Origin of the sequence: Nonomuraea sp. NPDC050227 (assembly GCF_044459705.1) — a bacterium.
Taxonomy (GTDB): Bacteria; Actinomycetota; Actinomycetes; order Streptosporangiales; family Streptosporangiaceae; genus Nonomuraea.
The window spans coordinates 264,888-277,189 of the sequence record NZ_JBITJF010000014.1; the positions used below are offsets into that span (position 1 = coordinate 264,888).

Here is a 12,302-nt window from a genome sequence, read left to right on the forward strand (position 1 = left end):
GCCTGCTTGGTGCCGGTCGAGTGGTTGGATGGGGTTCATGACGACCCCTCCACGTGTGCTGACCGTCGCGGGCTCCGATTCCGGAGGCGGCGCGGGCATCCAGGCCGACCTGAAGACCATGATGGCGATGGGCGTGCACGGCATGAGCGTGATCGCCGCCGTCACGGCCCAGAACTCGCTGGGCGTCCAGGGCTACTGGGAGCTGCCGCCCGAGGCCGTGCGCGCGCAGCTCGACTCCGTGCTGGGCGACATCGGGGCGCAGGCGGTCAAGACCGGCATGCTGGCCTCACCGGTGCTGGTGGAGACGGTGGCCGAGGTGCTGGGGGCCTATGACGCGCCGGTGGTGGTCGATCCCGTCGGGGTGTCCAAGCACGGCGACTCCCTGCTCGCCCCCGAGGCCGTCGACACGCTCAGGACGCGCCTGCTGCCCGTGGCCACGGTCGTGACGCCGAACCTGTGGGAGGTGGAGCAGCTCACCTCGGTCAAGGTCGAGGACGAGGGAGACCTGCGCAGGGCCGCCGACGCCGTGCTCGCGCTGGGGCCGTCCTGGGCCCTCATCAAGGGCGGCCATCTGCCCGGCGCCCCCGTCGACCTCCTGACCGACGGCACGACCGAGTACCGCTTCGCCGCCCAACGCCTCGACAACCGGCACACCCACGGCACGGGCTGCACCCTGGCCTCGGCCCTGGCCTCCCGGCTCGCGCTCGGCGACGACGTCCCGACGGCGGTGGGGAGGGCCAAGGAGTACGTGACGGGCGCGATCGCCCGCGGCTTCCCTCTGGGCTCCGGCATCGGTCCGGTGGACCACGCCTGGCGCTGGCGCTGACCCTTGAGCCCGTCCCATGGCGGGGCGGGCCAGGGGGCGGGCACGACGAAAGCCCGCCGCTCCAGTGATCAGGAGCGGCGGGCTTCGCGAAAGACGAGAACTAGCGGGTGACCTTGCCCGCCTTGATGCACGAGGTGCACACGTTCAGCTTCTTCGGCGTGCCGCCGACGACCGCGCGGACCGTCTGGATGTTGGGGTTCCAACGACGACGGGTACGGCGGTGCGAGTGGGACACGTTGTTGCCGAAGGTCGGCCCCTTGCGGCAGACATCGCAGACGGAAGCCACGGTATCGCTCCTTATAACAGTCGATGTAGCCCTGTCCGCTGATGCTTTCCGGGCGGAGGGCATGCCGGGACAACCGGCCAGCCAGACGAGAATATCTGATCCACACCATTGGGCGCGAACCAGAGCACTGGACGGTGGCCGGTGCGGGGATATTCTCCTCCAACAAGGTAGCGCATGCGGGGAGGTCGAAGGAGCGCAGATGAAGGCCCTCGACCCGCCCGCGGTGCGCCGCTGGGCCCGCCTGGCCGCCGACGCCCTCGGCCGGGCGAGACCGGAGATCGACGCGCTCAACGTGTTCCCCGTGGCCGACGGCGACACCGGCACGAACCTGCACCTGACCATGCTGTCGGCGGCCGAGGCTGTCGAGTCCCTGCCCGACGACGTCGACGCGGCCGTGGTGTGGCAGACGCTCGCCTACGGGGCGCTGGTGGGGGCGCACGGCAACTCGGGGGTCATCGTCAGCCAGGCGCTGCGCGGGCTGGCCGAGGTGCTCAAGGACGGCTCCGACCTGCGCGCCGGCCTGGTCAGGGCGGCCACGCTCGCCAGGGAGGCCGTGGCCAGGCCGGTCGAGGGCACGGTGCTGACCGTGCTGGAGTCGGCCGCCCGGGCCGCCCGGGACGCCGACGGCGACGCGGGCGAGGTGGCGCGGCAGGCGGCGCGGGAGGCGCGGGCCGCGGTGCGCCGCACGCCGGGGCAGCTCGACGTGCTGGCCCGCAGCGGGGTCGTGGACGCGGGCGGCGCGGGGGCGGCGATCGTGCTGGAGACCCTGGCCGCCGTGCTCACCGACTCCTACAGCGACCACTACGACGTGCCGGCGCCGACCGGGCGGGTCACGCCGATGACCGAGGTGGGCGCCGGCTACGAGGTCATGTACCTGCTGGACGCCGACGAGCGCGCGGTGGCCGCGCTGCGCGACGAGCTCGACGCCATGGGCGAGTCGCTGGTCGTGGTGGGCGGCGAGGGCCTGTGGAACGTGCACGTGCACGTGGCCGACGCGGGGGCGGCCGTGGAGGCGGGGCTGCGGGCGGGGCGTCCGCACCGGGTCAGGATCACGTACCTGGCCGAGCGCACGCACCGGGGCAGGGCGGGCAGGGGCGTGGTGGCGGTGGCGGCCGGCGACGGGATCGCGGCGCTGTTCGAGGAGAGCGGCGCGGTCGTGGTGCGCCGCGCGCCAGGCACCCGGCCCGCGCTGCCGGAGCTGCTGGCCGCGATCAGGCAGGCGGGCGCCGAGGTGGCCGTGCTGCCGAACGACGAGGGCGTCCTCGCGGTCGCCGTCGCGGCGGCGGAGATCGCCCGCGAGGACGGCGTGGCCGTCAGCGTCCTGCCGACCAGGGCGACCGTGCAGGGGCTGTCGGCGCTGGCCGTGCACGACCCGCTGCGCCGGTTCGACGACGACGTGGTGGCCATGACGGACGCCGCCGGCCACACCAGGTACGGACACCTGGCGGTGGCGGACAGGGAGGCGTTCACCAGCGCGGGCGTGTGCCGGCCGGGCGACGTGCTGGGCCTGATCGACGGGGACGTGGCGGTGATCGGCGGCGACCTGGAGCGCGTGGCGAGGCTGATCATCGACCGGATGGTGGCCGGCGGCGGCGAGCTGGTGACCCTGGTCACGGGCTCCGACCTGCCCGAACGGCTGGCCGTCCGGCTGGAGGACCACCTGCGGCGCACGCGGCCGGACGTCGACCTGGTCGTCTACGACGGCGAGCAGGGCGGCTACCCGCTGCTGATCGGCGTCGAGTAGCGGCGCGCACCCCTTCCGCGAGCGACTCCCAGGCCCGGCGCGGCCTCTTCCGTGGGCGCCCCGGGGCTCGGCGCGGCCCCCTCCGCGGGCGACTCCCGGGCCCGGTGCGGGATTCCTGTCGGCCGCAGGCGGTAGAACTGGATCCCGTGAGCCGTTTCGACGAGCCCCTGACCAAAGCGCTCGACCCGAAGACCGCCAAGCTGCTGCACAGCGTGCTCGGCCTGGAGACGGTCGGCGACCTGCTGCGCCACTACCCGCGCCGCTACGCCGAGCGCGGCGAGCTGACCTCGCTCGACGCGCTGGAGGTCGACGAGCACGTCACCGTGGTCGGCGAGGTGACCAGGCTGATGCGCAAGCCCATGCGCAACCGCGGCGGCACGTGGCTGGAGGCCGAGGTCGTCGACGGCAACGGCAACCGCATCTACCTGGCGTTCTTCGGCAAGGGCTCCCATGTGGCCGAGTCGCGGCTCAAGCCGGGGCGGCGCGGCATGTTCGCCGGCAAGGTGGGGCTTTTCGGGGCGCGCTCCAAACCGCGCTGGCAGCTCTCGCACCCCGAGTTCGAGCTGTTCGAGGAGGAGGCCGAGGCGAGCGCTGAGGAGTTCGCGTCCGCGCCGGTGCCGATCTACCCGGCGGGCAAGGACGTCACGCCGTGGGCGATCCGCCGGGCGGTCGGCGTGGTGCTCGACACGCTGGGCCCGCTCGACGACCCGCTGCCCGCCGACCTGCGGGCCAGGCACGGCCTCCAGCCGCTCGCCGAGGCGCTGGTGGCCATCCACCGGCCGAAGGACCTCGCCGACGTGGGCCGGGCGCGCAAGCGGCTGAAGTTCGACGAGGCGTTCGTGCTGCAGGCGGTGCTGCTCCAGCGCCGCCAGGCGGCCACGGCGTGGCCGGCCAGGCCGCGGCCGAGGCGTTCCGACGGCATGCTGGCCGACTTCGACGGGCGGCTGCCGTTCTCGCTCACCGAGGGGCAGTCGCAGGTGGGCGAGGAGATCGCGGCCGACCTGGCGCTGGAGCACCCGATGCACCGGCTGCTGCAGGGCGAGGTGGGCGCGGGCAAGACGGTCGTGGCGCTGCGCGCGATGCTCCAGGTGGTCGACGCGGGCGGCCAGGCCGCGCTGCTGGCCCCGACGGAGGTGCTGGCCCAGCAGCACCACCGCTCGATCACGAACATGCTGGGCGAGCTGGCCCAGGGCGGCATGTTCGGCGGCACGGCGGTCACGCTGCTGACAGGCTCGATGGGCGCGGCGGCGCGGCGTGCGGCGCTGCTCGACGCGGCCTCGGGCACGGCGGGCATCGTGGTCGGCACGCACGCCCTGCTCCAGGAGCACGTGCAGTTCGCCGACCTGGGGCTGGTCGTGGTCGACGAGCAGCACCGCTTCGGCGTGGAGCAGCGTGACGCGTTGCGCGAGAAGGCGGGCGGGGGCCGTCCGCACGTGCTGGTGATGACCGCGACCCCGATCCCGCGCACGGTCGCCATGACGGTCTTCGGCGACCTTGAGGTCTCGACGCTGTCGCAGCTCCCGTCGGGGCGCGCGCCCATCACCACGCACGTCGTGCCGGCCGCCGAGAAGCCCCACTATCTCGAACGCACCTGGCAGCGGGTGCGCGAGGAGGTGGAGCTGGGCAGGCAGGCGTACATCGTGTGCCCGCGGATCGGCGACCTGGAGGGCGACGAGGGCGACCTGGCGGCGGCCGGGGGCGACGACGACCGCCGTCCGCCGCTGGCCGTGCTGGAGGTCGCCGAGCTGCTCACCCAGGGCCCGTTCCAGGACCTGCGGGTCGGCACCTTGCACGGCAAGCTCCCGCCGGAGGAGAAGGACGCGATCATGCGCTCCTTCACCAAGGGCGAGCTCGACGTGCTGATCGCCACCACCGTCATCGAGGTGGGCGTCGACGTGCCCAACTCCTCGGTGATGATCATCATGGACGCCGACCGCTTCGGCGTCTCGCAGCTCCACCAGCTGCGCGGGCGGGTGGGCCGGGGCGGCCTGCCCGGCCTGTGCCTGCTGGTCTCCGACTTCCCCGAGGGCACCCCGGCCCGCGCCCGCCTCGACGCGGTGGCCGCCACGCTCGACGGCTTCGAGCTGTCCCGCGTCGACCTGGAGCAGCGCCGCGAGGGCGACGTCCTGGGGGCGGCCCAGTCGGGCAAGCGCAGCTCGCTGAAGCTCCTGCAGCTCCTGAGAGACGAAGACGTCATCACAACAGCGCGGGACGAAGCCGCAAAGCTCCTGTCGGACGACCCCGAACTGGCCCACCATGAGGGCTTGCGCGCCGAGATAGCCCGCCTCCTGGAGGACGAGAAGGCGGAGTACCTGGAGAAGACGTGAGGGCCCAGGAGAACCACGGAGCCGGTCAACGAAGGCTCGCGTGACGGCGGCGAGCCGGTGAAGGGTCAGAGGCCGTTACATGGAGGGCCGTCAGCCGAAGTATGGCGAGTGGGAAACCACGCGAAGCCGTAAAAAAGAAGAAGTCAATGGCCCAGCCGCGGGGACGGCCTCCCCCCGAATGCCGTCCCCGGCTGGGCCCACCCTCGGGTCAGGTGCCGAGGGAACCGGCGTGCGGAAGGGCTCACGATCACGCCGGTCGGCCTTCATGTGGGTCACCTTGAAGGCCGCAGACTCATCATGCGGGCCGATCCGGCCGATGTGAATCACCCTTGCGCAGTCGAGGCCGACACTTGTCCACTCTTGACCTGGGCGAACATGCGGAACAATGGGCCTTATGACTCGGATCATCGCGGGGAGCGCGGGTGGGCGGCGGTTGGCCGTGCCGCCGGGGCGGGGCACGAGGCCGACCAGCGACAGGGCCAGGGAAGGCATCTTCTTGACCCTCGACTCCCTGTACGGCCTGCGCGAGGCCCGCGTGCTCGACCTGTACGCCGGTTCGGGCGCCGTGGGCCTGGAGTCGCTGTCCAGGGGCGCGGCCCACGCGCTGCTCGTCGAGTCCGACGCCAAGGCGATCCGGACGATCAGGGCCAACATCCGGTCTCTCGGCCTGGAAGGCGCCGAGCTGGTGGCCGACAAGGTCGAGCGGGTCCTGGCCAGGCCGCCGGAGGAGCCGTACGACATCGTCTTCGCCGATCCGCCGTACGCGCTGGGTGACGGCGAGGTCACGCGGGTCCTGGAGCTGCTGCGCGACAACGGCTGGCTGATGGACGAGGGGCTGGTGGCATTCGAGCGGGAAACGAGGGGAAAGTCCTTGATGTGGCCGGAAGGATATGTTGAGGAGAGGGTCCGTAGATACGGCGAAGCATCCGTTTGGTACGGTCGCGCCGCCGGGAACCCGTAGACCTGGGAGGCGTCTTGCGCCGCGTTGTCTGCCCGGGGTCGTTCGACCCCATCACCAATGGCCACCTCGACATCATCGGCCGGTCGGCCCGCCTGTACGACGAGGTGGTCGTGGCGGTCCTCATCAACATCGAGAAGAGCAGCCTGTTCACGGTCGACGAACGGATCGAGATCCTTCAGACCGTGACGAAGGAGTACCCCAACGTCAAGGTGCAGAAGTTCCACGGCCTGCTGGTGGACTTCTGCAAGCACAACGACATCCCCGCCATCGTCAAGGGCATCAGGGTCGTCAGCGACTTCGACTACGAGCTGCAGATGGCCCAGCTCAACTACCGTCTGTCGGGCGTCGAGACGCTCTTCATGCCCACCAATCCCGAGTACTCCTTCCTGTCCTCCAGCCGGGTCAAGGAGATCGCGCGGTATGGTGGCGACGTGTCCGGCCTGGTCCCTGACCTGGTGCACAAGCTGCTCATCGAGCGTCTCAGGGGCTGACCGCGACCTGGTATCCTTTCATTTCGGCCTTGTACGACGGCGAGCGTCTTCGCCATGCCTAGCGAGAGCAGGATGACTCAGCACCTCGACCCCCGCTCCCCTTGGGTGCTCTCCACTCATGATCTGGGGAAGCGACCGGGCACGATGCGGCAGATGACCCTGTCCCTTCCGGCACCGGCTAACCTCGGCGTCGACATGATCGGTGTCCCCAAAGACGCCGAAGTCGAGCTGGACCTCCGGCTCGAAGCAGTGATGGAAGGCGTGCTCGTCTCGGGCACGGCGCACGCCCCGCTCGCCGGGGAGTGCGCGCGGTGCCTTGACCCGATCACCTCGGACATCGAGGTCGATCTGCAGGAGCTGTTCTTCTACTCCGACGAGGACGCCTCGGAGGACGACTCGCTGCTCGACGGAGAGCTGCTCGACCTCGAGCCGACGTTCCGTGACGCGGTGGTGCTCGCACTGCCGCTGAGCCCCGTGTGCCGCGAGGACTGCGAGGGGCTCTGCACGGAGTGCGGGATCAAGCTGGCCGAGGCCGGCGACGATCACCGGCACGAGAAGATCGATGCCCGCTGGGCGTCGTTGCAAGGTCTGGTTTCCGAGAACGATAACGATCAGGAGAAGTGACGTGGCCGTCCCGAAGCGAAAGATGTCGCGGAGCAACACCCGCGCCCGTCGCTCCCAGTGGAAGACGACTGCTGTCGCCCTGGTGAGCTGCCCGCAGTGCCGTTCGCCCAAGCAGCCGCACATCGCGTGCCCCACCTGCGGCACCTACAACCGTCGTCAGGTCATCGAGCCGTCCGCCTGATCACACTGACAGCAGGCCCGCCCGTCAGGTTCGGAGCGGGTTTCACCGTCAGCAGTTGACGTGATGCCGACCGGGTGCCATTGTGCCTCGGTCGGCGTTAACGTCTGTAGATGCGTACGGCGGCGGTTCGCCCGCGGCCGTGGTGGACGCCGGGGCTACCCGTTACCCCGACGCCCACCACGTTTTCGGGCATCTTCCGCGGCCGCCTTGTGAAGATGTCCGAGGAGGAAACACGTGGGCGCAGGTCCTAAGCCGGTGGCCGTGGAGGTCGCCAGGGAAGAGCTGCAGCGGGTCCTGGTCGTCGGCCTCGACCCCGACATCCTCGAGCGGGCGCTGACGCACCGCTCCTACGCGTACGAGAACGGCGGCCTGCCCACCAACGAGCGCCTGGAGTTCCTCGGCGACTCGGTGCTGGGTCTCGTGGTCACCGACACCCTCTACCGCAACCACCCCGACCTGCCCGAGGGGCAGCTCGCCAAGCTGCGCGCCGCCGTGGTCAACATGCGCGCGCTGGCCGACGTCGCCCGCAACCTGGGCCTGGGCCGGTTCCTGCGGCTCGGCAGGGGCGAGGAGGGCACCGGCGGGCGCGACAAGTCCTCGATCCTGGCCGACACGCTGGAGGCGCTGATCGGCGCGATCTACGTGGACAAGGGCCTCGACGAGGCGTTCCGGGTCGTCCACCTGCTGTTCGACCCGCTGATCGTGCGCTCGGCCTCGCTGGGCGCGGGGCTCGACTGGAAGACGTCCCTGCAGGAGCTCACCGCCTCCGAGGCGCTCGGCGTGCCCGAGTACCACGTCGAGGAGAGCGGCCCCGACCACGCCAAGTCGTTCACGGCCATGGTGCGCGTGGGCGGCGAGTCCTACGGCTCGGGCAGCGGGCGCAGCAAGAAGGAGGCCGAGCAGCAGGCGGCCGAGGCGGCCTGGACGCGCATCCGGGCCCGCCGCGAGCAGCGCGAGAGCCAGCCCGCGAGCTGACCCCGGCGCACGGGAAGCCCCGGCCCGCGTCCGGCGTTGTGACTGCGGATCCGTCCCCGCCGCGGCATGCCCGGCGGCCGGGGAAGTCGAGAGGACGGTGGGTGCACGGTGCCTGAGCTGCCAGAGGTCGAGGTCGTCAGGCGCGGCCTGGCGCAATGGGTCGTCGGCCGCGAGATCGCCGCCGCGGAGGTGCTCCACCCGCGCGCGATCCGGCGGCACGTCCCCGGGGCCGACGAGTTCACCGCCCGCCTGAAGGGCCGTACGGTGTTGTCGGCCGAGCGCCGCGGCAAATACCTGTGGCTGCCCCTGTCGGGCGGCGAGGAGGCCCTGCTGGCCCATCTGGGCATGAGCGGCCAGCTGCTCGTCGTCGATCCGCAGACGCCCCCGGAGAAACACCTGCGCGTCCGCCTCCGCTTCGAGGACGGCGGCCCCGACCTGCGCTTCGTCGACCAGCGCACGTTCGGCCACGTCATGCTGACCCCGCTCGTCGGCGGCGTGCCCGCGCCGATCGCGCACATCGCGCCCGACCCGTTCGAGGCGTCGTTCGACGAGGCGGAGTTCACCCGCCGGCTCAGGGCCAGGCGCACCGAGATCAAGCGGGCGCTGCTGGACCAGTCGCTGATCAGCGGCGTCGGCAACATCTACGCCGACGAGGCGTTGTGGATCGCCCGGCTCCACTGGGCGCGTCCCACCGAGACGCTGACCCGTCCGAAGGTCGCCGAGCTGCTGGCCGGCGTGCGCACGGTGATGGGCGCCGCCCTCCAGCAGGGCGGCACCTCCTTCGACAGCCTCTACGTCAACGTCAACGGCGAGAGCGGCTACTTCGACCGGTCGCTGGAGGTCTACGGCCGCCGCGACCTGCCGTGCTCGCGCTGCGGCACGCCCATCAGGCGCGAGGCGTTCATGAACCGGTCGTCGTACTCCTGCCCCAAATGCCAGCGAAAGCCGCGGTGAGCAGCGCCAGCGCGGCGCCCAGCCACATCACCGACGAGATCGACACGCCGTCCACCACCCGGCCGCCGACGAACGAGCCGAGCGCGATCGAGACGTTGAACGCCCCCACGAACAGCGCGGTGCCCAGCTCGCCCCCGCCCGAGCGCATGATCCACAGCTGCAGCGCCACGCCGACGCCGCCGTAACCGAGGCCCCACACGACGAGCATGACCAGGGGCAGCCCGACCAGCGCCAGCGCCGCCGTGGAGGCGGCGATGAGCAGGGCCAGGACGATCAGCACCGGCTTGGGGTCGCGGGCCGCCCTGGCGCCCGCGACGAAGTTGCCGACGACGCCGGCCGCGCCGTACACCAGCAGGGCGACGCTGACCAGGCCGGGACCGGCGTCCGCGACCTGCTCCAGGAACGGCCGGACGTAGGTGTAGGCCGCGAAGTGCCCGGTGATGATCAGCACGGTCGCCGCCAGCACGACCCGCAGCGCCCCCGGCAGCGGCGCGCGGGCGCCGCCCGAGGCGGCCTCGCCCGGCATCGGCGGCAGCACGGCGGCCAGCAGCCCGAGCAGCACCAGCGCCAGCCCGCCCATGACCGCGAACGACGTGCGCCACCCCGCCGCCGAGGCGATGAGCGTGCCCGCCGGCACGCCGAGCACCGAGGCCACCGACACGCCGCCGAGGATCACCGACGTGGCCCTGCCCACCGAGCGCTCGGGCACCAGCCGCAGGCCCAGCCCGGCCGCGAAGGCCCAGAACCCGCCGATGCTGATCCCGGTCAGCACCCGCGCGCCCAGCATGACGGGGAAGCTCGTCGCGAACGCCGCCGCCAGGTTGGCCACCGCGAGCAACGCCATCAGGCCGAGCAAGGGGACGCGCCGGTCCAGCCGCCGGGTGGCCAGGGCCAGCACGGGGGCCGAGACGGCCGCGACCAGCCCCGGCAGCGACACCATCAGCCCGGCGGTGCCGTCGGACACGCCCAAGTCGGCGGCGATCGAGGTCAACAGGCCGACGGGCAACATCTCGCTGGTCACGATGGTGAAGGTGCCCACCGCGACCGCGAGGACGGCGAGCCAGCGGGCCCGCGCGACAGTGGAGGTCTCAAGAGTCGTCATGCCGTTCAGCCTCCTCATCGGCCGGGGACGGAACAATGACGAAGCTCGAAGCCTTGCTTTAGGCAGGCTAAGCGATCGCGTCCGGGGAGTGGCATGGAGTTCAGGGAACTGGAGTGCTTCGTCGTGCTGAGCGAGGAGCTGCACTTCGCGCGTACGGCCGAGCGCCTGTATCTGTCGCCCGGCCGGGTGAGCCAGCTCATCGGGTCGCTGGAGACCCGGATCGGCGGCCGCCTGTTCGACCGCACCAGCAGGCGGGTGGGCCTGACGCCGCTCGGCCGGCGCTTCCTGGCCGACCTGCGGCCCGCCTACGACGGCATGGCGGCGGCCGTGTCGCGGGCCACGGCCTCGGCGCGGGAGGTGGCGGGCCTGCTGCGGGTGGGGTTCCTGGCCACGCCGACCGAGATCGTCACCGGCAGCGTGGCGGCGTTCGAGCGGCGGTACCCCGGCTGCATGGTCGAGCTGGTCGAGGTGCCGCTCTCCGACCCGTTCAGCAAGCTGCGCGAGGGGCGGGTGGATCTGACGTTCACGCTGCTGCCACTGGAGGAGCCCGACCTGGAGGGCGGCGCCGAGCTGAACCACTGCCCGGTCGAGCTGGGGCTGTCGGTACGCCACCCGCTGGCCGGCCGCGCCGGCGTCGACGCCGAAGAGCTGGCCTCGGTCGCCCTGTTCGGCCTCGACGACCCCGCGCCGCGCCGCTGGCAGGAGCACATCGCCCCCACCCTCACCCCGTCCGGGCGGCCGATCGCGCGGGCCGGCTCGGTGGCCACCACCCAGGAGGGCCTGACGCAGGTCGCGCTGAACCGCGGCGGCATGCTCTTCTGCAAGCCGAGCGCCGACCACCATCGCCGTCCCGACATCGCGTTCGTGCCGGTCGACGGCCTGCCTCCGTCGATCCTGGGCCTGGCCTGGCTGCGCGCCGGACGTACGGCCTCGATCCTCGCCTTCAACGAGTTGGCCATGGAAGTCGTACGGCGGCATGAGACGGTGGCGGCATGACGGATACGAAGAGTAATGGCGACAAAGGTTCGGAAAACGTCCGAGTAACCGCCTGGGTGCGGGGGAGGGTCCAGGGGGTGGGCTTCCGGTGGTGGACGCGCGCGAGGGCGTTGGAGCTCGGCCTGACCGGCTGGGCGCGGAACACCGACGACGGCCGGGTCGAGGTCGTCGCCGAGGGCTCGCGGGAGGCGTGCGTCAAGCTGTTGGAGCTGCTCAGAGGTTGCGACACGCCGGGAAGGGTCGATGGAGTAGTGGAACGATGGAGTGAACCCCGAGGTAGTTTGGGCGGTTTTGTAGAGCGGTAGTCGCTTTTGCTAAACGGCCCAAATAGGGTATAGTTGTATGTCGGGAGTGCCTATCAGTAGGGCGTTGCGGTTGGATCGACTTGACCGCCCACACTGCCGGTGCGACTCTTGTTAAGTACCACGCGCACCCCTCCCGCGGAATAGAAGTGCGCGAACCAGTCTGGTCACTCAGCGTGGAGGACCCTTTACCATGGCGAAGGCTCTACTCGGCCACGTCGGCGGTCCTGACCCTCGGATGGTCTCGGAGATGCGCCGCTTGCAGCAGCGTATCCGGGATCTGGAGGCAGAACTCATCCGACTTCAGGCCACGAATGACGCTCTTGCGGCGCAAACCCGCGACGAAGCGCTCAGTCGCTTGCAGGAGCGCGAGCCGGCACTCACCTGAGAGTGATCGGAGCGCAAGACCCAGGGACGTCTCGAAGAGGCGTCCCTTGTTATTTTCCCTGGTGAAAAAGCGCTGGTCATCGACATGCCCACGAGCGGCGGCCGAGACCAGTAGGCTTTTCCGAAGCCCGTTCAGCCGAGGCCGG

14 protein-coding genes are annotated in these 12,302 nt (G+C 71.3%); 12 read left to right on the forward strand and 2 right to left on the reverse strand.

Translation table 11 applies throughout. The features are described 5' to 3' along the window. Positions 1-28: 28 nt before the first annotated feature. Positions 29-826, forward strand: a complete 798-nt coding sequence (gene thiD, locus ACIBK9_RS42670; protein WP_397164625.1) for a bifunctional hydroxymethylpyrimidine kinase/phosphomethylpyrimidine kinase — start codon at positions 29-31, stop codon at positions 824-826. A 100-nt stretch (positions 827-926) separates the two neighbouring features. Here the strand turns inward: thiD and rpmB are convergent, their stop codons facing one another. Next, positions 927-1,112 carry a 50S ribosomal protein L28 gene (rpmB, locus tag ACIBK9_RS42675; protein ID WP_043618345.1) on the reverse strand — a complete coding sequence of 62 codons (186 nt, stop codon included), beginning with the start codon at positions 1,110-1,112 and terminating at the stop codon, positions 927-929. Between the two features lie 199 nt (positions 1,113-1,311). Here rpmB and ACIBK9_RS42680 point away from each other — a divergent pair, with 199 nt between their 5' ends. The 8 genes from ACIBK9_RS42680 (at position 1,312) to mutM (ending at position 9,369) form a co-directional block, all read left to right on the forward strand. Next, positions 1,312-2,856, forward strand: a complete 1,545-nt coding sequence (locus ACIBK9_RS42680) for a DAK2 domain-containing protein (RefSeq protein WP_397164627.1) — start codon at positions 1,312-1,314, stop codon at positions 2,854-2,856. A 146-nt stretch (positions 2,857-3,002) separates the two neighbouring features. Continuing rightward, positions 3,003-5,183, forward strand: coding sequence for an ATP-dependent DNA helicase RecG (gene recG / locus ACIBK9_RS42685; protein ID WP_397164628.1), 2,181 nt, complete (start codon positions 3,003-3,005; stop codon positions 5,181-5,183). Positions 5,184-5,577: 394 nt separating this feature from the next. Then, entirely contained in the window at positions 5,578-6,144 is a 567-nt protein-coding gene (rsmD, locus tag ACIBK9_RS42690) for a 16S rRNA (guanine(966)-N(2))-methyltransferase RsmD (protein WP_358288503.1), read from the forward strand. A gap of 14 nt (positions 6,145-6,158) precedes the next feature. After that, complete coding sequence (gene coaD, locus ACIBK9_RS42695; protein WP_352324821.1) at positions 6,159-6,635, forward strand: pantetheine-phosphate adenylyltransferase; 477 nt, start codon at positions 6,159-6,161, stop codon at positions 6,633-6,635. 54 nt (positions 6,636-6,689) lie between these two features. Continuing rightward, positions 6,690-7,259: a YceD family protein gene (locus ACIBK9_RS42700; protein WP_387670994.1), complete on the forward strand. Its 570-nt coding sequence runs from the start codon at positions 6,690-6,692 to the stop codon at positions 7,257-7,259. A 1-nt stretch (position 7,260) separates the two neighbouring features. Continuing rightward, positions 7,261-7,440, forward strand: coding sequence for a 50S ribosomal protein L32 (rpmF, locus tag ACIBK9_RS42705; RefSeq protein ID WP_033409409.1), 180 nt, complete (start codon positions 7,261-7,263; stop codon positions 7,438-7,440). A 255-nt stretch (positions 7,441-7,695) separates the two neighbouring features. Continuing rightward, a complete protein-coding gene (gene rnc / locus ACIBK9_RS42710) occupies positions 7,696-8,415 on the forward strand; it encodes a ribonuclease III (RefSeq protein ID WP_352324836.1) in 720 nt (239 codons plus the stop codon). Between the two features lie 108 nt (positions 8,416-8,523). Further along, positions 8,524-9,369 (forward strand): bifunctional DNA-formamidopyrimidine glycosylase/DNA-(apurinic or apyrimidinic site) lyase, encoded by an 846-nt coding sequence (mutM, locus tag ACIBK9_RS42715; RefSeq protein WP_357973056.1) that lies wholly within the window; start codon positions 8,524-8,526, stop codon positions 9,367-9,369. On the opposite strand, the gene ACIBK9_RS42720 is transcribed toward mutM, so the two are convergent. Next, on the reverse strand, positions 9,317-10,471 hold the full coding sequence (locus ACIBK9_RS42720) for an MFS transporter (protein WP_397164631.1): 1,155 nt from the start codon (positions 10,469-10,471) through the stop codon (positions 9,317-9,319). The genes mutM and ACIBK9_RS42720 overlap by 53 nt on opposite strands. 93 nt (positions 10,472-10,564) lie before the next feature. Between ACIBK9_RS42720 and ACIBK9_RS42725 the strand changes: the two genes are divergently transcribed. The 3 genes from ACIBK9_RS42725 (at position 10,565) to ACIBK9_RS42735 (ending at position 12,157) form a co-directional block, all read left to right on the forward strand. Continuing rightward, the gene (locus ACIBK9_RS42725; protein WP_364330347.1) at positions 10,565-11,467 is read left to right on the forward strand and encodes a LysR family transcriptional regulator; all 903 of its coding nucleotides are present in this window, start codon (positions 10,565-10,567) and stop codon (positions 11,465-11,467) included. After that, positions 11,464-11,772 (forward strand): acylphosphatase, encoded by a 309-nt coding sequence (locus tag ACIBK9_RS42730; RefSeq protein ID WP_397164633.1) that lies wholly within the window; start codon positions 11,464-11,466, stop codon positions 11,770-11,772. The genes ACIBK9_RS42725 and ACIBK9_RS42730 overlap by 4 nt, the downstream gene beginning before the upstream one ends. Positions 11,773-11,962: 190 nt before the next feature. After that, a complete protein-coding gene (locus ACIBK9_RS42735) occupies positions 11,963-12,157 on the forward strand; it encodes a hypothetical protein (protein WP_026214481.1) in 195 nt (64 codons plus the stop codon). Positions 12,158-12,302 lie beyond the last annotated feature (145 nt).

What these genes read in the sequence shown, in the direction of transcription:
- ACIBK9_RS42735 (WP_026214481.1), top strand. Translation starts at nt 11,963, where the DNA reads ATGGCGAAGGCTCTACTCGGCCACGTCGGCGGTCCTGACCCTCGGATG.
- ACIBK9_RS42720 (WP_397164631.1), bottom strand. Translation starts at nt 10,471, where the DNA reads ATGACGACTCTTGAGACCTCCACTGTCGCGCGGGCCCGCTGGCTCGCC.
- ACIBK9_RS42700 (WP_387670994.1), top strand. Translation starts at nt 6,690, where the DNA reads ATGCCTAGCGAGAGCAGGATGACTCAGCACCTCGACCCCCGCTCCCCT.
- ACIBK9_RS42730 (WP_397164633.1), top strand. Translation starts at nt 11,464, where the DNA reads ATGACGGATACGAAGAGTAATGGCGACAAAGGTTCGGAAAACGTCCGA.
- ACIBK9_RS42680 (WP_397164627.1), top strand. Translation starts at nt 1,312, where the DNA reads ATGAAGGCCCTCGACCCGCCCGCGGTGCGCCGCTGGGCCCGCCTGGCC.
- thiD (WP_397164625.1), top strand. Translation starts at nt 29, where the DNA reads ATGGGGTTCATGACGACCCCTCCACGTGTGCTGACCGTCGCGGGCTCC.
- rsmD (WP_358288503.1), top strand. Translation starts at nt 5,578, where the DNA reads ATGACTCGGATCATCGCGGGGAGCGCGGGTGGGCGGCGGTTGGCCGTG.
- ACIBK9_RS42725 (WP_364330347.1), top strand. Translation starts at nt 10,565, where the DNA reads ATGGAGTTCAGGGAACTGGAGTGCTTCGTCGTGCTGAGCGAGGAGCTG.